Origin of the sequence: Devosia sp. Root685, assembly GCF_001427875.1 — a bacterium.
Taxonomy (GTDB): Bacteria; Pseudomonadota; Alphaproteobacteria; order Rhizobiales; family Devosiaceae; genus Devosia.
Genome location: NZ_LMHK01000001.1, coordinates 814,981 through 838,927, shown reverse-complemented (window position 1 = coordinate 838,927; position 23,947 = coordinate 814,981). Strand labels below are relative to the sequence as shown.

24 protein-coding genes are annotated in these 23,947 nt (G+C 62.5%); 10 read left to right on the top strand and 14 right to left on the bottom strand.

Annotated features, from left to right (window positions below):
- The first annotated feature begins 5 nt into the window (after positions 1-5).
- On the top strand, positions 6-398 hold the full coding sequence (locus ASD83_RS04010) for a DoxX family protein (RefSeq protein WP_056308163.1): 393 nt from the start codon (positions 6-8) through the stop codon (positions 396-398).
- Positions 399-464: 66 nt separating this feature from the next.
- Positions 465-2,939, top strand: coding sequence for a beta-glucosidase H (locus ASD83_RS04005; RefSeq protein ID WP_413813481.1), 2,475 nt, complete (start codon positions 465-467; stop codon positions 2,937-2,939).
- On the opposite strand, the gene ASD83_RS04000 is transcribed toward ASD83_RS04005, so the two are convergent.
- Positions 2,936-3,505, bottom strand: coding sequence for a DJ-1/PfpI family protein (locus ASD83_RS04000; protein ID WP_056309841.1), 570 nt, complete (start codon positions 3,503-3,505; stop codon positions 2,936-2,938). The genes ASD83_RS04005 and ASD83_RS04000 overlap by 4 nt on opposite strands.
- Positions 3,506-3,671: 166 nt before the next feature.
- Between ASD83_RS04000 and ASD83_RS03995 the strand changes: the two genes are divergently transcribed.
- A complete protein-coding gene (locus tag ASD83_RS03995) occupies positions 3,672-4,826 on the top strand; it encodes a D-alanyl-D-alanine carboxypeptidase family protein (RefSeq protein WP_162249119.1) in 1,155 nt (384 codons plus the stop codon).
- A 102-nt stretch (positions 4,827-4,928) separates the two neighbouring features.
- Here the strand turns inward: ASD83_RS03995 and ASD83_RS03990 are convergent, their stop codons facing one another.
- Entirely contained in the window at positions 4,929-5,150 is a 222-nt protein-coding gene (locus ASD83_RS03990; RefSeq protein WP_056308158.1) for a sulfurtransferase TusA family protein, read from the bottom strand.
- Positions 5,140-5,628 carry a CAP domain-containing protein gene (locus tag ASD83_RS03985; RefSeq protein ID WP_056308156.1) on the bottom strand — a complete coding sequence of 163 codons (489 nt, stop codon included), beginning with the start codon at positions 5,626-5,628 and terminating at the stop codon, positions 5,140-5,142. Before ASD83_RS03985 ends, ASD83_RS03990 begins: the two co-directional genes overlap by 11 nt.
- A 192-nt stretch (positions 5,629-5,820) precedes the next feature.
- On the opposite strand from ASD83_RS03985, the gene ASD83_RS03980 reads away from it, so the two are divergent.
- The gene (locus ASD83_RS03980; RefSeq protein ID WP_056308154.1) at positions 5,821-6,732 is read left to right on the top strand and encodes an SMP-30/gluconolactonase/LRE family protein; all 912 of its coding nucleotides are present in this window, start codon (positions 5,821-5,823) and stop codon (positions 6,730-6,732) included.
- Between the two features lie 27 nt (positions 6,733-6,759).
- Here ASD83_RS03980 and ASD83_RS03975 read toward each other — a convergent pair whose 3' ends face one another.
- Positions 6,760-7,239, bottom strand: coding sequence for a hypothetical protein (locus ASD83_RS03975; protein WP_056308152.1), 480 nt, complete (start codon positions 7,237-7,239; stop codon positions 6,760-6,762).
- Between the two features lie 122 nt (positions 7,240-7,361).
- Positions 7,362-7,778 carry a VOC family protein gene (locus tag ASD83_RS03970; RefSeq protein WP_056308150.1) on the bottom strand — a complete coding sequence of 139 codons (417 nt, stop codon included), beginning with the start codon at positions 7,776-7,778 and terminating at the stop codon, positions 7,362-7,364.
- A gap of 188 nt (positions 7,779-7,966) precedes the next feature.
- Between ASD83_RS03970 and ASD83_RS03965 the strand changes: the two genes are divergently transcribed.
- A complete protein-coding gene (locus ASD83_RS03965) occupies positions 7,967-8,365 on the top strand; it encodes an NADH:ubiquinone oxidoreductase subunit NDUFA12 (protein WP_056308148.1) in 399 nt (132 codons plus the stop codon).
- Positions 8,366-8,371: 6 nt separating this feature from the next.
- Positions 8,372-8,791, top strand: coding sequence for a DUF2155 domain-containing protein (locus tag ASD83_RS03960; RefSeq protein ID WP_056308146.1), 420 nt, complete (start codon positions 8,372-8,374; stop codon positions 8,789-8,791).
- 172 nt (positions 8,792-8,963) lie between these two features.
- Here ASD83_RS03960 and ASD83_RS03955 read toward each other — a convergent pair whose 3' ends face one another.
- The 6 genes from ASD83_RS03955 to ASD83_RS03930 form a co-directional block, all read right to left on the bottom strand.
- Positions 8,964-9,737, bottom strand: coding sequence for an APH(3') family aminoglycoside O-phosphotransferase (locus tag ASD83_RS03955; protein ID WP_082560937.1), 774 nt, complete (start codon positions 9,735-9,737; stop codon positions 8,964-8,966).
- The gene (gene aat / locus ASD83_RS03950) at positions 9,724-10,359 is read right to left on the bottom strand and encodes a leucyl/phenylalanyl-tRNA--protein transferase (protein WP_056308142.1); all 636 of its coding nucleotides are present in this window, start codon (positions 10,357-10,359) and stop codon (positions 9,724-9,726) included. Before aat ends, ASD83_RS03955 begins: the two co-directional genes overlap by 14 nt.
- A 50-nt stretch (positions 10,360-10,409) precedes the next feature.
- Positions 10,410-11,756, bottom strand: a complete 1,347-nt coding sequence (accC, locus tag ASD83_RS03945; RefSeq protein ID WP_056308139.1) for an acetyl-CoA carboxylase biotin carboxylase subunit — start codon at positions 11,754-11,756, stop codon at positions 10,410-10,412.
- A gap of 14 nt (positions 11,757-11,770) precedes the next feature.
- Entirely contained in the window at positions 11,771-12,262 is a 492-nt protein-coding gene (gene accB, locus ASD83_RS03940; protein ID WP_056308138.1) for an acetyl-CoA carboxylase biotin carboxyl carrier protein, read from the bottom strand.
- A 32-nt stretch (positions 12,263-12,294) separates the two neighbouring features.
- Positions 12,295-12,732: a type II 3-dehydroquinate dehydratase gene (aroQ, locus tag ASD83_RS03935; protein ID WP_056309839.1), complete on the bottom strand. Its 438-nt coding sequence runs from the start codon at positions 12,730-12,732 to the stop codon at positions 12,295-12,297.
- A 123-nt stretch (positions 12,733-12,855) separates the two neighbouring features.
- The gene (locus ASD83_RS03930) at positions 12,856-13,710 is read right to left on the bottom strand and encodes a DsbA family protein (protein ID WP_056308136.1); all 855 of its coding nucleotides are present in this window, start codon (positions 13,708-13,710) and stop codon (positions 12,856-12,858) included.
- A 155-nt stretch (positions 13,711-13,865) separates the two neighbouring features.
- Between ASD83_RS03930 and ASD83_RS03925 the strand changes: the two genes are divergently transcribed.
- Complete coding sequence (locus ASD83_RS03925) at positions 13,866-15,017, top strand: pyridoxal phosphate-dependent aminotransferase (protein WP_200946449.1); 1,152 nt, start codon at positions 13,866-13,868, stop codon at positions 15,015-15,017.
- A complete protein-coding gene (locus ASD83_RS03920; RefSeq protein WP_056308134.1) occupies positions 15,014-15,517 on the top strand; it encodes a GNAT family N-acetyltransferase in 504 nt (167 codons plus the stop codon). Before ASD83_RS03925 ends, ASD83_RS03920 begins: the two co-directional genes overlap by 4 nt.
- Before the next feature lie 134 nt (positions 15,518-15,651).
- Here ASD83_RS03920 and ASD83_RS03915 read toward each other — a convergent pair whose 3' ends face one another.
- Genes ASD83_RS03915 through ASD83_RS03905 form a run of 3 tightly spaced genes read right to left on the bottom strand, consistent with a single transcriptional unit; the run spans position 15,652 to position 19,500 of the window.
- Positions 15,652-16,029: a VOC family protein gene (locus tag ASD83_RS03915; RefSeq protein ID WP_056308131.1), complete on the bottom strand. Its 378-nt coding sequence runs from the start codon at positions 16,027-16,029 to the stop codon at positions 15,652-15,654.
- A gap of 60 nt (positions 16,030-16,089) precedes the next feature.
- Entirely contained in the window at positions 16,090-16,779 is a 690-nt protein-coding gene (locus tag ASD83_RS03910; protein ID WP_056308129.1) for a helix-turn-helix transcriptional regulator, read from the bottom strand.
- Positions 16,780-16,818: 39 nt separating this feature from the next.
- Positions 16,819-19,500 (bottom strand): Rne/Rng family ribonuclease, encoded by a 2,682-nt coding sequence (locus tag ASD83_RS03905; RefSeq protein ID WP_056308127.1) that lies wholly within the window; start codon positions 19,498-19,500, stop codon positions 16,819-16,821.
- Positions 19,501-20,110: 610 nt separating this feature from the next.
- Here ASD83_RS03905 and ASD83_RS03900 point away from each other — a divergent pair.
- Together ASD83_RS03900 and ASD83_RS03895 are read left to right on the top strand one after the other, a co-directional pair.
- On the top strand, positions 20,111-21,352 hold the full coding sequence (locus ASD83_RS03900; protein ID WP_162249118.1) for an N-acetylmuramoyl-L-alanine amidase: 1,242 nt from the start codon (positions 20,111-20,113) through the stop codon (positions 21,350-21,352).
- A 103-nt stretch (positions 21,353-21,455) separates the two neighbouring features.
- On the top strand, positions 21,456-23,939 hold the full coding sequence (locus ASD83_RS03895; protein WP_082560936.1) for a penicillin-binding protein 1A: 2,484 nt from the start codon (positions 21,456-21,458) through the stop codon (positions 23,937-23,939).
- Positions 23,940-23,947: the final 8 nt, after the last annotated feature.

The following is a 23,947-nucleotide window of genomic DNA, read 5'->3' as shown; positions in this document are numbered from 1 at the left end:
AAGCTATGAACAAATGGAATATCGGGCTTTGGGCGGCGCAGGTGATCCTCGCCGCCGTCTACGTTATGGCGGGCTTCATGAAGCTCACACAGCCGATCGACGCTCTGGTCGCCTCGGGCATGTCCTATGCCGGTGATTATCCCGAACTGCTGACCCGCTTCATCGGCACCATGGAAGTGCTGGGCGCCATCGGCATCATTCTGCCGGCTGCCACACGCATCGCGCCCAAGCTGACACCACTCGCGGCGCTCGGCTTTTCCATTATTCAAATCCTCGCCATCGCCCTTCATTCCTCGCGCGGCGAATTCCAGGTCCTGCCGGTTAATCTCGTCCTGTTGGCCCTCTCGCTTTTCGTCCTCTGGGGTCGCCTGCGGAAAGCGCCAATCGCACCGCGCTGAGTAGAATTACCCTAGGTGGACCGATTGACAGGCTCCCTCGGGGCCTGTCTTTTCGCGCCAATGACTATGCCGGAGGAGAATACGGTGAGCGATCGCATCGAGCAGCTTTTGTCTGAAATGACGCTTGAGGAGAAGGTCTCCATCCTGTCCGGCGAGGATTTCTGGTCCGTTCCGGCCGTACCGCGCCTTGGCGTCGGCAAGCTCCGCGTGACCGATGGCCCCAATGGCGCCCGCGGTGGCGGCTCGCTCATCGGTGGTGTCAAATCGGCAAGCTTCCCGGTCGGCATTGCCATCGGCGCCACCTGGAATGTTCCGCTGGTCGAAGAAATCGGTGCTGCCCTCGCGGACGAGGTAAAATCCAAGGGCGCACATATGCTGCTCGCCCCTACGGTGAACATCCACCGCTCGGTCACCAATGGCCGCAATTTCGAATGCTATTCCGAAGACCCATTCCTTTCGGCCGAACTCGCCGTCGGCTACATCACGGGCCTGCAAGGGCAGGGGATCGGCGCCACCATCAAGCATTTCGTCGGCAATGAAAGCGAGATCGAGCGCACGACCATGTCGAGCGAAATCGATGAACGCTCCCTCCGCGAAATCTATCTCATCCCCTTCGAATGGGCGGTGAAAAAGGCCGGCACCTGGGGCGTCATGAGCTCCTATAACCGCCTCAACGGCACCTTCACCTCCGAACACAACTGGCTCCTCTCCACGGTCCTCCGCAACGAATGGGGTTTTGACGGCATCGTCATGTCCGACTGGTTCGGCTCCCATTCGACCGCCGAAACCGTCAATGCCGGCCTCGACCTCGAAATGCCCGGGCCAGCCCGCGACCGCGGCCCGAAACTGATCGACGCCGTAAACGCTGGGGAAGTCTCCGCCGAAACGCTCGACATCAGCGTAACCGCAATGTTGCGTCTCATGGAGCGCGTCGGCTCGCTCGACGATCACCGCCCCCATCAGGAACAGGCCAACGACCGCCCCGAACACCGCGCCCTGATCCGCCGCGCCGGTGCCGAAGCCGCTGTCCTCCTCAAAAACAACAGCACCCTGCCGCTGAAGCCCGAAAGCCGCATCGCCGTCATCGGCCCCAATGCCAAGCGCGCCCAGATCATGGGAGGCGGCAGCGCCCAGCTCAACGCTCACTATCGCATCTCGCCTTGGGAGGGCCTTGTCGCTCAGCTCGGCGAGGATCAACTGACCTACGCCACGGGCTGCGGCAATGACCGCTTCGAGCCACTCCTTCGCGGGACCCTCACCGTCGAATATTTCAACAACGAAAAGCTCGAAGGCGAGCCCGTCCACATCGGCACGCAGGAAGACGCCCAGGCCTTCTGGATCGGCAATGTGGCCGAAGGCAAGGTCGATCCCCTGCATTTCTCCGCCCGCATCCGCGCCACCTACACCCCCGAAAAATCCGGTACCCACCGCGTCGGCATCTACTCCGCCGGCTTCACCAAGGTATTTGTCGATGGAAAACTCGTCGCCGACGCCTGGACCAACTGGACCAAGGGCCGGACCTTCTTCGAAGAAGGCTGCGACGAAGTCGTGGGCACCGCAGACCTCGCAGCCGGTCGCACCTATGACGTGACCATAGAATTCGTCACCAAGGATTTCGCCACCCTCGGCCTTGCCGCCTTCGCCTGTGGCATCGGCCTGCCGCTCGGCGACGCCGATATTGCCGAAGCCGTCCGCGCCGCCCGCAATGCCGATACCGCCGTGGTCTTCATCGGCCGCAATGGCGAATGGGACACCGAAGGCAGCGATCTCCCCGGCATCGAACTCCCCGGCCGCCAGAACGAACTGGTCGCCGCCGTCGCCGCGGCTAACCCGAACACCGTCGTGGTCCTCCAAACCGGCGGTCCCATCGAAATGCCCTGGATCAACTCGGTCCGCGCCGTCGTCCAAGCCTGGTATCCCGGCCAGGAAGCTGGCAACGCCATTGCCGACGTCCTCACCGGATCAGCCGAACCCGGCGGCCGCTTGCCGCAAACCTTCCCGGTGCGCTGGGCCGATAACCCGGCCCATAGCCAGGACCGCGAAGTCTATCCGGGCCTCGAAGGCAAGGTCCGCTACGAAGAAGGCATTTTCGTCGGCTACCGCCACTACGATCGCCTCGGCATGACCCCGCTCTATCCCTTCGGCTTCGGCCTCGGCTACACAAGCTTTGCCCTCAGCGACCTCACGGTCGATGACAGAAATTTCGAAGCCGACGGCGACGTAACCGCAACGCTCACCGTCACCAATACCGGCGCCCGCGCCGGCTCGACGGTCGTCCAACTTTACGTCTCGGACCCAGAAGCGTCGTCACCGCGCCCGGCCAAGGAACTCAAAGCCTTCGCCAAGGTGGCCCTCGAACCCGGCGAGAGCCGCGAGGTAACGCTGACTCTCGACGCCCGCTCCTTCGCCTTTTTCCGCGCCGAAGCCAAACATTGGCTCGTCGAATCCGGCGAATTCACCCTCAGCGTCGGCCAGTCCTCCGCCGACCTGCCGCTGACGGCGACCATCAAGCGCAACACGATCCTGATGCTGCCTGTTTAGGCCGCCTTATGCTCGGCGCCATAAAGCCCGAGATAAAAGTCCATATCGCCATTGCGCATCCCGAGCGCTTCAAACACCGCGCCCATGAAACTGACGGGCGCGGTGCCCGGCGCCGTCACGATCTTGCCCGACAGTACCGCGTGCGGCTGATCCCGATAGTGCGATACGCCCTTGTAACCGGTATCGGGCAGGCTCTCCGGCCCATTGGCCGTATGCGGCACATTGTCGAGCAACCCTGCCCGGGCCAGCGCCAGTGTCCCGTCACAAATTCCGCCTATGGTCTTCCCCGCAGCGTGTGCCCGGCGCAACAGATCGGCAATATCCGGCGCGCAAGGCGTGCTCCAGATCGTGCCGCCATTGACCAAAACCGCGTCGATTTCTTCGACATCGATATCGGCCACAGCCATGTTGGGCGTCACCCGAAGCCCGCCCGAGGACACGACCTCCTCGCCATCCGGCGAGGCGAAAAGCGTGTTTACCCCATAGTAGCTGCGGGCCGCAGCATTGAGCAGCGCGGTTTCCCAATCGGCATAGCCGGGCGTGAGAATGGTAACAAAAGTGGTCATGGCAGGATCCCCAACGGTTCGGATGCCACGATTTCGCTTCTCCGCGACAAGATGCGTCAGCAGCCCGTTCACGGTCCCGTCAAACTTTGCCCCATTTCTTGAGGCTTCAGGAGGACGCTGCTAAGAGTGGCCGCGCCCCCGTAAGATCTGCTTAAGAGATTCCCCAGTGCTGTTGTTGCGCCGTATCGCCATTGCCCTTGTCCTGAGCCTCGCCAGCCTGGTTCCGGCATGGGCGACCCCGCTCCTTCTCATCGATCGCGACACCCTGCAGGTGCTCTACGCCGAAGATGCCGGCCAGCCCTGGCATCCGGCGTCGCTGACCAAGCTGATGACGGCCTACGTCGCCTTCGAGGAGATCGCCAAGGGCACGGTGACTCTCCAGACGCCGGTGACGCTTTCCAAATACGCGCTGAGCCAGGCCCCCAGCCGTTCCGGCCTCAAGGTCGATACCTCGGTTTCGCTCGAAGACGCGCTCTATATCCTGATCGTCAAGTCGGCGAACGACATGGCGGTGGCCATCGCCGAAACCATCGGGGGTAACGAGGCCAATTTCGTCGCCAAGATGAACGATGTGGCAAAGCGCATGGGGCTGACGGCAACCCATTTCGTCAATCCGAACGGGCTCCACGATCCCCGGCAGGTAATGAGCGCCCGCGATCTCGCCATTCTCTCGCTCTATATCGAGCAGAGCTTTCCCCAATACATGCAGATGTTCCGCACCAGCGTCGTGCGCATCAATGGCCAGAAGCTGGAATCCCAGAACAACCTGCTCACCACCTTTCCCGGCGCCATCGGCATGAAGACCGGTTATGTCTGCGCCTCCGGCCTTAATGTGGTGGCCGATGTCGATCGCAATGGCCGCCGCCTCATGGCTGTGGTCCTGGGCGGCTCTTCGGGCCGCGATCGCAACGAACGCGCCGCCGAACTCCTTCTCAAGGGCCTTTCCGGCTCGGCTTCGGGCACCGGCCAGAACATCCTCAACCTGCCCAATGCCGTCGGCGCTGCGCCGGTCGATATGCGCCCCAATATCTGCGGCAAGAGCGCCGCTGAATATGTGAAGGCCCAGGAAGCAGCTTTCCCCATGGGTCTGAAAGGCCAGCCGAGCTATCTCACGGACACGATCGCCGCTATCGAACACGTCGCCACCGACCTCGGCCGTATGCGCACCGGCATCGTCCTGCCGCGCCCGCGTCCCGCCCACGTCGCGGCTTTTCCGGTTCAGGACGTGGCGGCCAACACCGAACCCAGCCTCCGCCCGGGCCTCGACCTAACGACAAATTCCGGCATTCCCTATCCCCGCCCGCGGCCTGTTTTCAGATAGTTTGGAGCGCCGCTCCCAATTTCCAGTAGCCCTCATGGTGGGGTGGGAGGCGCAGCCGACCCTCGAACCACGAGGGCGCGCCACGGTGCGTTACTCGGCCCTTCAGCCCACCACGATCTCAAACCGCAGCACATTCCCCTCCGTGCTCGCCACGCAAGCATGCCCCCGCTGGCGGCAATAGAGCGGAATATCGATCGCCGCCATCGGATCGGTCGCGAGCACCGTCAGCCCGCTGCCCCGCGCCAATCCGTCCAGCTTCTTTTCCAGTTTCAGCACGGGCAGGGGGCATTTCAGCCCCCTGGCATCGATCAGCTCAGTTGCCAACGACGAGCACCCAGTAAACGCCGTAGCCCGACGCCGCACTGTACGCCACGCCGAGACCAGCCTTGCTGCCCTGCGCCACCAGACCCGCCGCGTCGGCCGGGCTATTGCGCCAGCCCGAGAACGTATCGGCAAAGGTGGCATAGCCTGCGCTGAGCTTCATCACGGTCAGGCCCTGCGGCGTCGCTGGCGCCGTGTCGGTCTGCGCATACTGGTTGGCCAGAGCCTGCGCCGTACCATCAAGCCCGCTATCTGCAACAAGCGCGGGAACGCCACGCGTCGAGCGGTAAGCATTGACGAGGTTGACGGCCTGCGCCCGATCCAGCCGGGCGCCCGGCTGGTCCATGCGGGCCGTCAGGCCAGAGGCAAGGGCAGTCGGCGCAGCGCTACCGCCCATGCCCATCATCGAGCATCCGGCAATGGCGATCGTGGCCGAAAGGGCGACACCGATGGCGGCGATACGAAAAAACGAGGTTTTCATTGGGAATCCTTTTTGGGCTCGTGGGGCCGGTTGCCGCCAAAATCTCACGGCGAGCCTGATGTGAGGTTAATCCGCTCCGCTTCGGCATTGCCGCTCGCTTTGCCCCCAACTATGGTCGCCTCTGCCTTGTCCGCCACATTTGCGGCAGGGTCTTGGCAGGGCACATCTTTCCTGCCGTCGGAGGGGAAGAAAATGTCCGGTTCAGTCCACGAAGTCATCGATGAGCGGTATCGCGATCTCATCATTCGCAGCGCCCAGCTCGAGCAGCTCCATACCGGCAGCCGCTGGGCCGAAGGTCCGGTCTGGTTTAGGGATGGCGACTATCTGCTCTGGAGCGACATCCCCAACCACCGCATGATGCGCTACCAGCCCGACGGCACTGTCTCGGTGTTTCGCGCAGATTCCAACTTCTCGAACGGTAATACCCGCGACCGCCAGGGCCGCCTCGTCTCCTGCGAACACGGCCTCCGCCGCGTCACCCGCACCGAATACGATGGCACTATTACCGTCCTCGCCGACCGCTTCGAGGGCAAGCGCCTCAATTCACCCAATGATGTCGTGGTGCATTCGAGCGGCAGCGTCTGGTTCACCGACCCCACCTACGGCATTCTCTCGGATTATGAAGGTTTTCAGGCCGAACCCGAACAGGCAACCCACAACGTCTATCGCCTTGATCCTGATAGCGGCTCCCTGACTGCCATCGCCACCGATTTCCGGCAGCCCAATGGCCTCGCTTTCTCGCCCGACGAAAAACGCCTCTACATCGCCGATTCCGGCTCCAGTCATAAGCTCGACCACCCGCGCGTCATTCGCGTTTTCGATGTGCTGGATGGCAAGACGCTCGCTAATGGGCGCGATTTCTGCACGCTCGCCAGTGGCGTGCCCGATGGCATGCGCGTGGACGTCCACGGCAATGTCTGGACCAGCGGTGGCCCCGCCGTGCATTGCTACGCGCCTGATGGCACGCTACTTGGCCGCATCAACGTGCCCGAGGGCGTCGCTAACCTCACCTTCGGCGGCCCTAGGGGCAACCGGCTTTTCATCACCGCCACCACCTCGGTCTATTCGATTTACCTCGCCACCAGCGGCGCGCAAAAGCCCTAAGCAGGTTTCCGGAGATGTGCGTAAAAACTAGTGCCGAAATTCCTCGCTGCCGGCCCAGTGGTCATCGTCTGCTGGGCCGTCTTCGTCTTCATTGTAAAAGCCGTCTTCCTCATCTTCGAGGCTTTCGCCGGCAAGTGCTTCCAGCGCTTCCACATCGTCGGGCGAAAGCGCATGGGAATGGTTTGCCGGATCGTCCAGCACGACATCTTCGATACCCTGATTGTCGTCGCTGGCCTCGCGATCTCCACTCAGCTCTTCAATAGCCCGGTCGATTTCGTCCAGCATGGCAGCGGGGTCTTCATCGCCCCAGTCGCCGCTTTCGCGAATGGCTGACTCCTCGAGCATTTCGCGCAGCCGCGCCAGCCGCGCGTTGACCGGCCGGTCGTCGCCATAGAGCAGGTCCTCGATTTCGCTCTGGCTATAGGGCTGTGCGATACCCGCCTGGTCGGCATTGTCGAAATTGGTTTCCTGCGGCACCAGTTCGCCGCGGTGATGCATCTGTGCCATTTCACATCTCCCTGTCTGTGCGAGATGACGGCACAACGCCGCGGCAGTGCGTGGGTTCGCCTGCGCGACGCAAATGTGATCGAGAAAAGGGGCGGCGGGCCCGAAGACCTGCCTTTGTGTGGTCAGCCCCGCTGGCCCGCGATGTTGACCATCCAGCTCACGCCGAATTTGTCGACCAGCATGCCAAAAGTATCGCCCCAGGGCGCCTTTTCCAGCGGCATCGTCGGCTGCCCGCCAGCGGCCAGGCCATTCCAGTAGCCACGCAGCAAGGTCTCGTCGTCCCCGCTCAGTGATACGGAAATATTGCTCTGGTTGGGTATGGGCATGCCCGCCGGGGCGTCCGAGATCATCAGCGTCATGCCATTGGGCGCGTCGAGCTGCCCATGCATGATCTTCTGCCCTTCGGCCGGATCGTGCGGCATGCCACCCTCGGCGTAAGTGGACAGATGCATCTCGCCGCCGAAAACGGAATGATAAAAGGCAAGCGCTTCGCGGGCATTTTTGTGGAAGCTGATATAGGGATTGAGACGTACGGTCATGGCTGTCTCCTCTCGCTGGCCGAAGTTCCAGCTTAGACCTGTCCTGTGACGGGAAATAGGGGGCAGGTCGGTGAACCAGACATCCCTCGCGCCAAGTTGCAGCCAAAATGCGTCGCTTTGGTCTAGGCTCCTCGCGGCGCGCGTGATAAACCGCCAGACATATCGTTCCTGTTGAGCGGAATCGTCTCGTGGCCAAGTCTGATACCAAGCAATTCCTCACTGAAATCTTCGCCTGGTGGCGTGGCCAGACCTGGGGAACGCGTCTCTGGATCAAGCGCTTCGGCAACTATGTCGGCTCCGATGAATTCGGCAACCGTTACTATCAGGACAAGAAGGCCAACCGGCGCTATGTGACCTATGCCGGTTACGCCGACGCCTCGGCTATTCCGCCCGGCTGGCACGGCTGGATGCACCACCGCACCGACGTTGTCCCGACCGACGCGAACTACAAGCCGCGCGCCTGGGAAAAGCCGCATCAGGCCAACCTTACCGGCACCGCTGAAGCCTATCGTCCTGATGGCAGCCTTCTCAAAAGCGGCGAGCGTCCGCGCGTCACTGGCGACTATCAGGCCTGGTCGCCCGAATAAGGGCCCATGCCTCTGCGCGTCCTCTCCCGCCTTTTCGCAGCGCTGGCCTTCTTCGGGCTGGCGCTTGCCGTTGCGCCCGTCAGCGCCCAGCCCATGGCTCATCCTGTCGCGACCCTTGCCGGCCTCGACAAGATCACCGGCCGCATCACGCGCTTTGACGTCTATATCGGCGAGACCGTACTTTTTGGCGCCCTCGAGATCACCCCACGCGCCTGCTACGATCGCCCCGCGACGGATACGCTCCAGCGCACCTCCGCCTTCCTCGAAGTCGATCAACGCTCGCTCGATGGCACCGCCAAGCGCATCTTCACGGGCTGGATGTTCGCCGATAGCCCGGCTCTTAACGCTGTCGATCACCCCGTCTACGATGTCTGGCTGATCGAGTGCAAAACCAGCACCAACGTTCCCCCGCCGGACCAGCGATAATCTTTCTCGACCGTGTCGAATGACAACCAAATGCTATTGGCGGCGCCCGAGACGCTGGTCTTGAGGCTCAGGAACTGAACTCTCTAGACGTGCACTAGTCAGAAGACCTCATGGTGAGGCGCGAAGCGCAGCGCAGCCTCGAACCACGAGGGCGGGCGAGTGGAGGCTAAAACTAAAACAACTCGTCCATCGCGCAATAAAACGCATAGCGCTCGGCATCGAACTCCGCCCCATAGGCGGCAAGGAACTCTTCCACAAAATCCTTGCCGCCATTGAATTCGAGGCTTCGGCACGCCAGCGCCAGGTCTTGCCAGCGATCCGCCACACCGAGCCGCGCACAATCGACCACCCCGCCGAACCGATTGCCATCCGCCAGAAAATTGGGCAGGCACGCATCGCCATGCGTCACCACGTGGCTCGTCTCTTCCGGCCGGTTGCTCGCCAGCCAGTCGAACACCTGCTGGCCCGTCCAGCCGTTCCGCTCGTCGTCAAAATCCGTCTCGTCGATCCGTCCCGCCAACACATTGGCTTCGGCATCGGCAAGCCGCCGGGCAAGCGAATGATCGAACGGACAATTGGCCGGATCAAGCGCATGCAGCCGCTTCAATCCGTCCGCCAGCACTTGAATCAAAACCTGAGGTTCGTCCCCCAGGTGAGTCAAATCCCTGCCTTTTACCGCCGTCATGAGAAGCCAGTTGAAGTCGTCGCCAATGACATGATCGACCACCCGCGGCGCCGGAAATCCCATCTCGGCAAGATAGTCGAGCCGCAACAACTCGTCGGCCATTTCGCTCAAGTCATGCGCTGGCTCGGCCTTCAAAAACAACGCACTCTCGCCCATGGCGATCCGCCAGACCGAAGCCTTCGACTCCCCGATCGTGATCGGCTCCCATTCCCGGGCCTGCAAAGACTTCAATTGGTGCGGCAGTCGCTCACGCGGATTCATCCAAGGCTCCCCATTTTCCCTTGACCGTCAGCGCTGCCGCCAGCTTGTCCTCATATTCCGCGCGCAAAATTTCCACGCCCCCGAGCGAAGCCAGATGCGGCGTTACGAACTGGGTGTCGAGCAATTGAAACCCGCCGGCATTCAGCCGCCCGACCAGATGCGCCATGGCCATCTTGCTGGCGTCGGTCCGCCGGTGAAACATGGATTCCCCAAAGAACGCGCCGCCAATGGCCAGCCCATAAAGCCCGCCCACGAGGTCGGTCCCGTCCCAGACTTCCACCGTATGCGCCACTCCGCGCCGGAACAGCTCGCCATAGACCGCCCGGATGGTCCCATTGATCCAGGTGGTGGAACGATCCTCCCCGACCGTCGCACAGCCTTCGATGATCCCGTCCCAGTCCGTGTCGACGCGAATATCCCAGCCCGATTTCCGCATGGCCTTTTTGAGGCTATTGGAAGCATGAAAGCCATCGAGCGGCATGATCCCCCGCAGTTCCGGGCTCACCCAGAACAGGTCGTCGTCCGTCGCATCCTCCGCCATTGGGAAGATGCCGGCGCGATAGGCCCGAACAATCAGTTCGGGCGTCACCTCGATGTCGAAAGGATCGGTGGGGCGGGCCATGCTCAGTCAGCACAATGGAAAGGGGCGCAGAGCGCCCCTTTTTTAGAAAATCAGACCTTGTTCTCAGCCAGGAATTTTTCGAGCCAGTGAATGTCATAGTTGCCGGCAATGATGTCGGGCTGCTTGATCAACCGCTGGAACAGGGGCAGGGTGGTTTTCACCCCGTCCACCACGAACTCGTCGATCGCACGGCTCAAGCGCTTGAGGCATTCCTCGCGCGTGCGGCCATAAACGATCAGCTTGCCGATCAGCGAGTCATAATAGGGCGGGATTTTATAGCCCTGATAGACCGCCGAATCGACCCGCACGCCAACACCACCCGCGGGGTGATAGAAGGTGATCGTGCCCGGCGAGGGCGCAAAGGTCTGCGGATCTTCGGCATTGATGCGCACTTCGATGGCGTGGCCATAGAACTGCACCTGATCCTGCGTCATCGACAGCTTTTCGCCCGAAGCGACGCTGATCTGCTCATAGACGATATCGATGCCGGTGATGCGCTCGGTAACCGGGTGCTCCACCTGCAGGCGGGTGTTCATTTCGATGAAATAGAACTCGCCGTTTTCGTAGAGGAACTCGATCGTCCCCGCGCCCGAATATTTCAGCTTGCGCATGGCGACAGCGCAAACTTCGCCGATCTGGTCGCGCTCTTCGGGTGCAATGGTCGGGCCGCCGGCCTCTTCCCACACCTTCTGGTGCCGCCGCTGCAGCGAGCAGTCGCGCACGCCGAGGTGCACCGCATTGCCCTGGCCGTCGCCTAGCACCTGCACTTCGATATGGCGCGGCTTGCCGAGGTACTTTTCCATATAGACGGAATCGTTGCCGAAGGCCGCCTTGGCTTCCGTGCGGGCCGTCGACCAGGCTTCGAGCACATTGGCTTCGGTCTGCGCCACCTTCATGCCGCGTCCGCCACCGCCGGCCGTCGCCTTGATCAAAACCGGATAGCCGATTTCCTTGGCGGTCTTGAGCGCATCGGCCTCTGTTTCGACCGCGCCAGCCGAACCCGGAACCACAGGAATGCCCAGCTCAACCGCCGTCTTCTTGGCGGTGATCTTGTCACCCATGATTTCGATATGGTGCGCCGACGGACCGATAAAGGTCACATTGTGCTCGCCAAGAATCTTTGCAAAACGGGCGTTTTCCGAGAGGAAGCCGTAGCCCGGATGCACCGCATCCGCCCCCGTGATCTCGCAGGCCGCGAGAATGGACGGGATATTGAGATAGCTGTCCTTGGCCGAGTTGGGGCCGATGCAGACGCTTTCGTCGGCAAGGCGCACATGCATGGCATTGGCGTCAGCCGTCGAGTGCACGGCAACGGTCTGGATACCCAGTTCCTTGCAGGCGCGCAGGATGCGCAGGGCGATTTCGCCGCGATTGGCGATCAGGACTTTCTGGAACACGTGAAAGTCCCTCCTTACTCGATGACGACGAGCGGCTCGCCATATTCGACCGGCTGCGCGTCCTCGACGAGAACACGGGTCACCGTACCCGAGCGATGCGCCGGAATCTGGTTCATGGTCTTCATCGCTTCGATGATGAGAACCGTCTGGCCTTCGGTCACCTTGGTGCCGACATCGACGAACATCGGCTTGCCCGGTTCGGCGGACCGATAGGCCGTGCCCACCATCGGCGAAGTCAGCGTGCCCGGATTGGCAGCGAGGTCTTCCTTGGTGGCGGGGGCAGCGGCCGGAACGACCGACGCTGCTGCGGGCGCGGCTGGCGCTGCCGGCGGCGCAAAATACTGCGGGGCAGGCGCATAAGCCGGTGCTTCGACCGGATAGGAGCGCGTGACACGGACCCGGAAGCCCTCTTCGTGCTCGATCTCGATTTCTGCGAGATTTTCCTTATTGAGCAGTTCGGCGATGGCGCGGATCAGGTCCTGATCCACCTGCGATGACTTGGTCATTCTTGTCGGTCTCCCGGCTTCCAGTCGAAGCGTTATGCGAGTTTTTGAGCCATGGCTTCCAGGGCCAATCTATACCCCAGCGTACCAAAGCCGCAAATGACGCCAAAGGCGACTGCCGACACATAAGAGTGGTGCCGGAAGGCCTCGCGCTGATGAATATTGCTGATATGGACTTCCGCAACCGGCAGGGAGACGGCCTTGAGCGCGTCGTAAATTGCCACCGAAGTATGCGAATAGGCGCCGGGATTGATCAGGATGCCGTCGGCATTGCCGAGCGTTTCCTGGATCCAGGTGACCAGTTCGCCTTCGTGATTGGATTGGCGGAAATCTATGGATAGGCCGAATTCGTCGCCGGCGGCCCTGCAAATGGCCTCCACGTCGGCCAGGGTCTGCGCGCCGTAGATTCCGGGCTCGCGCTTGCCGAGCATGTTGAGGTTCGGGCCATTGAGGACGAGAACGTGCTTTGCCATGATCTTTGCGTTGTGCACCGGCTGTTCCCGGCGGTGCAAGGGCGGTTACACGAAATGCACCGAAAAGGCGAGCCTCCTCGGTACTTTCCGCGCGTCTAAAGACAGAGTCGGGCGAGATTCAGGCTAACTGCACACCGACTGGCCACAGGCCCGCATATTGGCAATCCGCGTCCGCAGGTCATCGACCCCGATGGCGCCCGGAATGATTTCGTTGCCGATAATGTAAGTCGGCGTCCCCGTGATCCCCAGCGCCTGTGCGATTTCATAAGACGTCTGGATAGTCTTGGCCACGCTCGGCTCGCCCATTTTCAACTCGAGATCGACCGGATTGAGCCCCAGCGAACCGGCAGCATCAAGCGCCACGGCCTTGTCCACCTTGCCGCGGCTCGAAAACAGCGCCTCGTGGAAAGCCCAATAATCGACATCCGCGTCCCCGACGAGCACGCCAATGCGCGCCGCATCGATGGATTCATTGGAGAGAATGGGAAATTCCTTTAGGATGACCTTCAGGTTGGGGTCTTCCGCCAGAAGCGTCGCCAGGTCCGGCAGCGCCGCGCGGCAATAGCCGCAATTATAGTCGAAGAACTCGACCAGCGTCACGTCGCCCTCGGGATTGCCCAAGACCACCTGGCCCGGATCATTGAAGATCGCGTCGTGCATATCGGTGATGGCAACCTGCGCCTTGGCCGTTTCCTCGGTCCGCAGCGTTTCGTCGAGCGCCACCGAAAGCCGCTGCAGCAGCTTGGGGTCGCTCATCAGGAAATTCTCGATCATCGGATTGAGCACGGCCGGGTCGATCTCGGCCACGGCCTGCGGCGCCGCACTGGCCGTTGCCTCGTGCTCGCTCAGAATGCTCTCGACGATTGCCCGCACGGCGACCGTGTCCGTCTCCTGCGCCGGCCGGTTGAGCTGCGAATAGCCCAATGCCCCCGCCAAAATCCCCGCCACGACGGCCAGCACGATAGACAGACGATTCATCAGACGGGCGCTCCCAGAGATTCTACGCTAGGCCTTCTAGCAGACCTCCGCCCAATCTGGCACCGGACAATTGCCGCAGTCTAAAACCGCGCTTCAATTGTTGTTGAGTGAGACGGCGCTTCCGGCTAGTCCCGGCTGATCAGAAGGAGCCGCCTATGACCCCCGCAGCCGACGGCCTCATGCCGTTTCTCGCCATGGACATTCTCAACCGTTCCAAGGTGCTCGAAGGGCAGGGGCGGACCATTTGCCATCTGGAACTCGGCGAGCCCGGCCATCCGCCGGCCCCAAAGGTCATCGAAGCCGTCGCCCGTGCCTTGCCCGATCCGCAGGGCTATACCAGCGCCAAGGGCCGCCTCGACCTGCGCGAAGGTCTCTCGCACTATTATGCCGAGCAACACAGCGTCTCCGTGAACCCGGAAATGATTCTAGCCACAATGGGTTCGTCGGCCGGCTTCATCCTTGCCTTTCACACCGCCTTCCGCCCCGGCGCCCGCATTGCCATCACGCGCCCAGGCTACCCCGCCTATATCAACACGCTCATCGGCCTCGGTTTCGACTATGCCGAAATCCCCGTCACCGCCGCCAATAACTGGCACCTGACCGGCGCCGATATCGAAGCCGCCTACCGCGAAAAACCCTTCGAGGGCCTCCTTTTCGCCAGCCCCGCCAATCCCACCGGCGCCGCCATTGATCGCGCCGGCCTCGCCGACATCATCGACACCTGCCGCCGCCTCGCCGTCACCTTTATCTCCGACGAAATCTACCATGGCCTCGATTATCGCGGCCCCTCGGTCTCAGCGCTCGAGCTGACTTCGGATGCCATCGTCATCAACAGTTTTTCAAAATACTACTGCATGACCGGCTGGCGCATCGGCTGGATGGTGCTGCCCGAAGCGCTGATCCGCCGCGCCGAAATCCTGCAGCAAAACCTCTTCATCTCGGCGCCCACCCTCAGCCAGATCGCCGCCACCGCGGCCCTCAACGAACGCGACTATTCCGAAGAGCAAAAGGCCAGCTACGCCGCCAACCGCGCCGCCATCACCAGCGGCCTCCAAAACCTCGGCTTCGACCTCGCCTCACCAGCCGATGGCGCCTTCTACGCCTATGCTGGAATATCGAGGTTTTCCAACGACTCACTGGCCTTTTGTGAATCGATGCTGGAGCAAGCCGGCATCGCCGCCACCCCCGGCGTCGATTTCGATCGCGTCAACGGCCACGGCTTCGTCCGCTTCAGCTATGCCGGCACGCGCGACACCGTCGATCTCGCCCTCGACCGCCTCAAAACCTTCCTCGCAGCAGGCTCATGACCATTCCCACACTCGAAACCCCGCGCCTGACCCTCCGCGCTCTGCGCATGGAAGATTTCCCCGCCTATGCCGCGCTCATGGCCTCGCCACGTTCCGTCTATATGGGCGGCCCCTTCGATCTGCGCGGCGCTTGGGGCATGTTTTGCCACGACGTGGCCCTCTGGTCGCTTTGCGGCCATGGCGCACTGATGATTGATGTCAAGGAAACCGGCGCCTGCATCGGCCAGGTCGGCATCAACCATGGCCCGCTCTTCCCCGAAAAGGAACTCGGCTGGCTCCTCTATGACGGCTTTGAGGGCCACGGCTACGCCACCGAAGCCGCCGCCGCCCTCCGCGATTGGGCCTTTGCCACCCTGAAACTGCCAACCCTCGTCAGCTATTTCGATCCCGAAAACCACCGCTCCATGGCCGTCTCCACCCGCCTCGGCGGCACCCGCGATGACAATGCCCCGGTGCAGGATGATGGCGACGTGGTCTATCGCTATTACCCGACTGCCTGATCGACGAGACTGAAGCCTTTCCCATCCTCGATTGTCACCCCGGCGAAGGCCGGGGCCCATCCTGAGATCTCAAGATGGATCCCGGCGCTAGGCCGGGATGACAGCCCGCGGGTGTTGGAGCATCTGCGCCGTGTCTAGCCTCGACGGCGACTTACTGGCGGCGCAAAGACCCGAATCCGATGCCCATCGGGATCTTCCACCACGAAGGTAAAGCCGAAGTCCATCGCCACCGGCTCCTGCAAAACCTTCGCCTTGCCGGACCAGTCTACATATGTCGCGCGGACCGCAGCGTCATCGTCCTCGCTGAACGTTATCTCGACACCGCCGACCGGCAGCGGCTTGGGCTCGATCTCGTCCTTGCTCCAGAGCCCGAGCTTCATCCCGTTCGGCAACACATAGAGGACAAAGGTCGGGGCGCTTTCTACCGGCTCGACGCCCAGAAGGCTGGAATAGAACCTCTGGCTGGCAATGGGGTCAGCAACGGCCAGCAGGATATAATTGAGGGTGCGCATGGCGTTCTCCTTTCGATGGAGAACAACTAGCAGCAGGGACTGCCAGTTTCCGGCAGTGGCTCACGGTGGCGCGATACCCTCGCGCTCCCGCCACTCCTTCAGCATCGCCGCCCGCCGCCTTGGATAGCGCTCGTCGGATACCGTCATCGCGCCGATCCGATCCACCCGGAAACTGCGAAAATCCCTGCGCATCTCGCACCATGCGACCACCACCCGCACCTTCTCGAAAAAGCCGATCATGAACGGCCAGATCGTCCGTTCGGTCTCAGTCCCGCTCAGATCATCATAGCGAATGACAAGCTTGCGCTCGTTCCGAATGGCCAATCGTATCTGCCCCGCATCCACCTGCGCCGGCTCAAGGCCAATCCGCGCCACCAGCAGATTGGTCGCCTCCGCCCGATCCCGCAGGTCAGCCGGCAACACAGCAAGAATCTTGCTCATCGCTTGCCGAGCCGACTCGCTCAGCCGGTCGTCATCCGCCCGCGCCGCTACCCAGCGCGAACCCAGCACGATGGCCTCAATTTCATCGGCCGAGAACATCAGCGGCGGCAGCGTAAATCCCGGCCGCAGCACATAGCCGAGCCCCGGTTCGCCCTGAATATCGGCGCCCTGCGCCTGCAGCGTGGCAATGTCGCGATAGAGCGTGCGGATCGACACGCCGAGTTCGCGCGCCAATTCCGGCCCCGTCACCGGCTGGTGGCGGTTCCGCAGCAATTGCAGGAGGTCGAGCAGACGCGCGGCGCGGGACATGAGGCAAAAAGGGCGACCCGAGGGCCGCCCTTTAAATTTCTAGCCGAGACCCAGCCGGCGCTGCCACCAGCCGACCTTCTTCTTCTTGTCCGGCTCAGCGTCGCCTTCGGCCTCGCCCTCGACAGGCGCCGGCTCTTCCGCCGGCTTGGCGCTCGAAGACACCACGACACCCTCAGGCGGCAGTTCCTTCTTCTGGCGCTTCGGCCGCGTTTCCACGACTTCGGCTGCCGCAGGCTCTTCCGCCGGAGCGGCTGCCTCCGGTGCCGCCGCGGCCGGAGCCTCGGCAACTGCCTCTTCGGCCACCGGCTCAGCCTTCTTGCGCGTACGCGGCTTGCGCTTGGGCTTTTCGGCCGCCTCTTCGGCAACCGGCGCTTCTTCCGCAACTGGCGCAGCGGCGGTCACTTCCACCGGAGCGTCCGCATCGGTGGCCTTGGGCTTGCGGGTACGCGGCTTGCGCTTGGGCTTTTCGGCCGGAGCTTCTGCCGCCAGCGCCTCGAGAGGGTCAGCAGCGGGGGCAGGGGCTTCGTCAGTCATTTCGGCCTGAGCCAAAACCACGTCCACAATGGCAGCCTCTTTGGCCTCACCAGCCGCGGATGCAGCAGCTTCGCTACCCTCGACGCCTTCGCCTTCGCGACGGTTACGGCGACCGCCACGGCGGCCACGACGACGGCGGCGGCGGTTTTCGCCGTCAGTGTCACCAGTGGTGCCATCTTCGCCTTCGGTCTCGCCGGCTTCTTCAGCGCTGTCTTCTTCGCTGGTCTCGGCATCGCTCTCGCGCGCCTGCACCGCCGGCCGTTCCTCGTTGCGTTCGCCATTGGCGCCGCCACGGCGACGGCGACGGCGCCGACGACGGCCATTGCCGTCACCTTCGCCGGCATTGTCCTGCCGCGCTTCGGTGGTTTCTTCTTCGATCTCTTCTTCTTCGACGATTTCCTCGTCGATTTCTTCGATCACGGCGCTATCGACCCGCACATGGCTGGCGGCGCGCTGGTCGACATAGGAGGAGACGCGGGTCTCACCCTTCTCGATCGAGAACTGGTGTCCGGTCAGCTTGCTGTCGGCGGTGATGGTGATCGACAGCGAATTGCGCGCTTCGAGCGCCGTCAGCGTGTCGCGCTTGAAGTTGAGCACATAGAGCGCAACGTCGGTCGGCACGCGCACATTGATCGACTGGCCCTGCTTGCGCAGAACGTGGTCTTCCACATGGCGCATGATCATCAGCGCCAGGCTTTCGGTCGAACGCACGAGGCCGGTGCCGTCGCAGATCGGGCACTTGTGGGTCGAGCTTTCGACAACGCCGAAGCGAATGCGCTGGCGGCTCATTTCCATGAGGCCGAAGTGCGAAATGCGGCCCACCTGGATGCGGGCGCGATCGTCCTTCAGCGCGTCCTTGAGACGGCGCTCGACCGCTCGGTTAGAGCGGTTCTCCATCATGTCGATGAAGTCGATGACGATCAGGCCGGCAAGGTCACGCAGGCGCAACTGGCGCGCCACTTCGTCGGCAGCTTCGAGATTGGTCTGAAGCGCCGTGTCCTCGATATTGTGCTCCTTGGTGGAGCGGCCCGAGTTCACGTCGATCGAAACCAGCGCTTCGGTCGGGTTGATGACGATATAGCCGCCGGAGGGCAGAGTGACGACCGGCGAGAACATCTGGTCGAGCTGCGCTTCGATGCCATATTTGGAGAACAGCGGCTGCTCTTCGCCATAGGGCTTCACGTTCTTGGCGTGGGACGGCATGATCATCTTCATGAAGTCCTTGGCTTCGCGATAAGCCGCGTCGCCAGCCACCAGAACTTCGTCGATGTCCTTGTTATAAAGATCGCGAATGGTCCGCTTGATCAGCGACCCTTCTTCATAAACGAGGCACGGCGCCTGGCTCTGCAGCGTCAGCGTGCGAACGCTTTCCCACAGGCGCATCAGATATTCGAAATCGCGCTTCACTTCCGCCTTGGTGCGCGTCGCGCCTGCGGTGCGCAGGATGACGCCCATGCCCTGCGGCACTTCCAGGTCCGAGGTGATTTCTTTCAGACGCTTGCGGTCGGCAGCGTTCGTGATCTTGCGCGAAATGCCACCGCCACGCGCGGTATTGGGCATCAGCACCGAATAGCGGCCGGCGAGCGACAGATAGGTGGTGAGAGCCGCGCCCTTGTTGCCGCGCTCTTCCTTGACCACCTGCACCAGCATCACCTGCCGGCGCTTGATCACTTCCTGGATCTTGTACTGGTGGCGGCGCTGCTGGCTGCGCTGGCGACGCTCCGGCACTTCTTCAAGCGCATCCGCCCCGCCGATCGATTCGACGGGTTCGCTATTGGCCGGCGCCTGCTCGATATGGCTTTCTTCCTCAGCGTCCTGAGGATCGGCCTCTGCATCGGTTTCTGCCACGCCTTCAGGCACGGAGACGGCGTCTACCGTCTCGTCGTGGTGCTCTTCTTCATGCTCTTCTTCGGCGAGCAGCGCTTCGCGGTCGGCGACGGGGATCTGATAATAGTCCGGGTGGATTTCGCTGAAAGCGAGGAACCCGTGGCGATTGCCGCCATATTCGACGAAGGCCGCCTGCAGCGACGGCTCGACGCGCGTCACCTTGGCGAGGAAGATATTTCCCCGCAACTGGCGGCGGGACGCCGATTCAAAGTCGAACTCTTCCAGCCGGTTACCGGCTGTGACGACAATCCGTGTTTCTTCCGGGTGGATGGCATCCACCAGCATTCTCTTGGTTGCCATAATATACTCCGCGCACCCGCGCGCCAAAGGGCGTCAGCCGGCGAACCGGAGAACCTGGCTCGGCGCGTTGCGGGGCGAATGTGTTGAAAACAATCGGGCGCGAACCTCTCACGTTCTGCGCACCGGCAAATTCGGTCAGGGCCGGGAGAAAGGGCGAAGCAAAACGGCAATCGTTCGTATCGATCGCGTCGCGCTTTGTCCGCCTGCGGGCCATATGACCTCTTCCTATTGGATGGCGGCCCCAAAGGCCCACCACCGTCCGATCCCCATGAGGGACCGAAATTCGTTTGCGAAGGCGTTGAAAATCGCCGCTTTCATTCCGGGCAGGTGCTTGTGTGGCACACTGGCCGGCTGGGGGGTCCGCAGCGGCGCGAAGAGGAACTTTGAACCTCTCGCTGGCGCTCGCGAAACTCCTGCGCCTTCATATAAGCGTGTATGGTGGTTGCGCCAGATTGGCAACAGGAAAGTCTAAATGCGAGGAATATCGGGCTTTTTGCCGTGCTCGATTCTTTGCGCCCGGTTGCAAATCATCGCATAAGCCAAAAATGCCGCAGAATCGCCCGAAGGGCATGTGACACGGCTTGCTACACGCATGGGGCCCGATCCAGCTTTGAATTTTCGCGTCATCCGCTCAATCGTTCTCGGGCTCTTTCTGGCTCTGGCGCCAGCCCTGCCGCTCCTCGCGCAGGAGGCGGCGCCCGCAGCCATTCCGCTCGGCCTGCCCAATGTCATCGACGTGCGCGTCACCGTCGGCGAAGACCGCGCACGTCTCGTCATCGATCTGGCTTCGAAAACCGAGTTCTCCTTCGTCTCCCTCTCTGAGCCTGATCGTCTGGCCATCGATGTGCGCGCCGGCACCTTTTCCGTCCCTGTGCCGAGCGGCGAGCCTTCCGAAACGACCCTCATCTCGTCCTATCTCGTGGAACAGGCCGCCTCCGACCGCGTTCGCACCACCCTGACGCTCGCCGCCCCCGTTCAGGTGCAACAGGCCTACGTCCTCGACCCCTTCGAAGACCAGCCGGCCCGCCTCGTCGTCGATCTCATCCCCGCCGACGCCGCAACGTTCGCCGCCAATGTGGAGCGCGATAAGGAGACGTCGGCCGCGGTCGCCGAAACAACTGCCGAATCCACCCCTGCCGGCGGCTCCGAACTCCCCATCGCCACGCGCCCGCTCGTTGTCATCGACCCCGGCCATGGTGGCATCGATAGCGGCGCCGAAGCCCCTAATGGCGTGCGCGAAAAGGACATCGTCCTCGCCTTCTCCCTGCGCCTTCAGGAGCTTCTGGTTCAATCGGGGCGCTTTGACGTTGCTCTGACCCGCGAGGACGACACCTACCTTCGCCTCGAAGAGCGCGTCGATCTCGCCCGCACCAACAAGGCTGACATTTTCCTCTCCATCCACGCCGACAGTTTCCAGCAGCCCGAAATCCGCGGCGCCAGCGTCTATACCCGCGATGAAAACGCCACCGACGTGCTCGACAAGGTGCTTGCAGACAGCGAAAACAAGTCCGACGTCATCGCCGGATTTGCCATGCCGCAAATGGCGCCCGAAGTCGTGGACATCCTCCTCGACCTGATGCGCCGCGAAATGCGCAAGCAGTCCTATGTCGCCGCGCAAGCCATCGTGCACCAGCTCGAACCGAGCGTCGCCCTCCGCCGCTTCCCGGTGCGCCAGGCCGATTTCTTCGTGCTGCAAGCCCCCGATGTGCCCTCCGTGCTCATCGAATTGGGCTTCCTCTCCAATCTCGACGACATCACCAATCTGACCCAATCCGATTGGCAGAACCGCACCGCCGAAGCCATAGCGCGCGGCATTTCCACCTATTTCGACAGCGTCGAAGCCGAACCCTAAGCAAAGTGATTAAGCGCCCGCGCCCGCTCTGCTATTGTTGAAAATACCGTCGTGAATCGGGGTAGGGCGGACTGTCCCCTCATGGCGTGGAGTATCTGATCGCATGTTTCGTCTACTCGGCTGGCTATTTGGTTTCGGCATGTTCGTGGCGCTTGCCGGCGTCGCCGTGGCCGCCGTGTATCTCGCCACCGTCTCCGCGCAATTGCCCGACTACACCGTCCTCAAGGACTATCAGCCGCCTGTGACCACCCGCGTCCACGCCGCCGACGGTACGCTTCTGGCCGAATACGCCAGGGAACGGCGCCTCTTCCAGCCCATCGAAACCGTGCCGCCGCTCCTCGTCAACGCCTTCCTTTCGGCCGAAGACAAGGACTTCTATTCCCATAATGGCATCGCCATCGACGGCATCGTCCGCGCGCTGCGCGACAACCTGCTCGCCCGCATGGATGGCAACAGCTCCATTCAGGGCGGCGGCTCCAGCATCACCCAGCAGGTCGCCAAGAACTTCCTGCTCACCTCCGAGCAGACCTGGGATCGAAAGATTCAGGAAGCCATCCTCGCCATCCGTATCGAGTCGACCTTCACCAAGGACAAGATTCTCGAGCTCTATCTCAACGAGATTTTCCTCGGCCTCAATTCCTACGGCGTCGCTGCCGCGGCCCTCAATTATTTCGACAAGGCGCTCTATCAGCTCACGCTCCCCGAAGCCGCCTATATCGCCGCGCTCCCAAAGGGCCCGAACAATTATCATCCCTTCCGCCGCCCGCAGGCCGCTATCGAGCGCCGCAACTGGGTGATCGATCGCATGGTCGAAAACGGCTACGCCACGCCCGAAGAGGCCGCCGCCGCCAAGGCCGCGCCCCTCAACGTCATCCCGCGCGCTTCCGGCAGCCAGGTCTACGCTGCCGAATACTTTACCGAAGACGTGCGCCGCGAACTGGCCAAACTCTATGGCGAAGACCAGCTCTATGGTGGCGGCCTCTCGGTCCGCACCACGCTTGAGCCGCGCCTCCAGGAATATGCCCGTCGCGCCCTCATGGATGGCCTGATCGAATACGACCACACCCGCGGTTTCCGCGGCCCGGTCGCCAGCATCGAACTGGGCGAAGACTGGGGTCTCGATGTCGCCAAGATCAAACCGTTGAGCGACGTGCCCGAATGGCAACTCGCCGTCGTGCTCTCTGTTGGCGGCAACGAAGCCCGCATCGGCCTCCGCCCCGAAAACGACGTCGATGGCGCCTCGAGCCCCGAACGCGTCGAGGGCACGCTGTCCGGCCCCGAAATCCGCTGGGTCTCAAAGCCTGTGCAGGATTTGGTCAAGGTCGGAGACGTCGTCTACGTGTCCCCCGTCGCCGGCAAGGACGGCATCTTCACCCTCGAACAGGTGCCCGAAGTCGAAGGCTCGCTCGTCGCCATGGACCCGCGCACCGGCCGCGTCCTCGCCATGGTCGGCGGCTTCTCCTTCGCCGAATCCGAGTTTAATCGCGCCACCCAAGCCCTCCGCCAGCCCGGCTCCTCCTTCAAGCCCATCGTCTATGCCGCCGCTCTCGACAATGGCTACACCCCAGCCTCCGTCGTCCTCGACGCCCCCGTTGAAATCCGCAATGGCGACGGCTCCATCTGGCGCCCCGAAAACTACGCCCAGGAATTTTACGGCCCCCAGACCCTCCGCCGCGGCATCGAGCGCAGCCGAAACGTCATGACCGTGCGCCTTGCGCGCGACATCGGCATGCCGCTGATCTCGGAATATGCCCGCATGTTCGGCATCTACGACGATATGCAGCCCGTTCTCGCCATGTCCCTCGGCGCCGGCGAAACCACCAATATGCGCATGACCTCGGCCTATGCGACCATCGCCAATGGCGGTCGCAAGATCGTGCCGACCCTCATCGACCGCATTCAGGATCGTTACGGCACCACGGTCTATCGCCACGACGAGCGCATCTGCGAAGGCTGCGCGTCCGAGGATTGGCACGGGCAGGGCGAGCCCCGCATTCTCGACAACCGCCCCCAGGTTCTCGATCCGATGACCGCCTATCAGGTCACGTCCATGCTCGAAGGCGTCGTCCAGCGCGGCACCGGCACCGCCGCCCGCGCGCTCAACCGTCCGGTCGCAGGCAAGACCGGCACCACCAATGACTATAAGGACGCCTGGTTCGTCGGCTTCACCCCCGAACTCGCCGTCGGCATCTACGTTGGCTACGATCGCCCCCGGTCCATGGGCAATGCCTCGACCGGCGGCGGCCTCGCCGTGCCGATCTTCACCAACTTCATGGCCAAAGCCATGGCCGGCAAGCCGCCGACCCCCTTCAATACGCCCGCCGGCATGACCACGGCCTGGATCAATCCAAGCACCGGCGTGCAGGCCTATGAAGGCGAATCCGGCATTCAGGAAGCCTTCAAGCCCGGCACCGGACCGAACCTCATGACCTCGGTCATCGGCGTCGATGTCCAGGGCTACGACGCGGCCCAGCGCCAGACCCAGATGCAGCAGCAATATGGCGGCGCCGTCGTCACCCAGCCGAGCCGCAACGGCCAATTCCTCGACCCGAGCCTCAGCGCGCCACAAAGTCTGTCAGGTAACTAGGCCAGCCA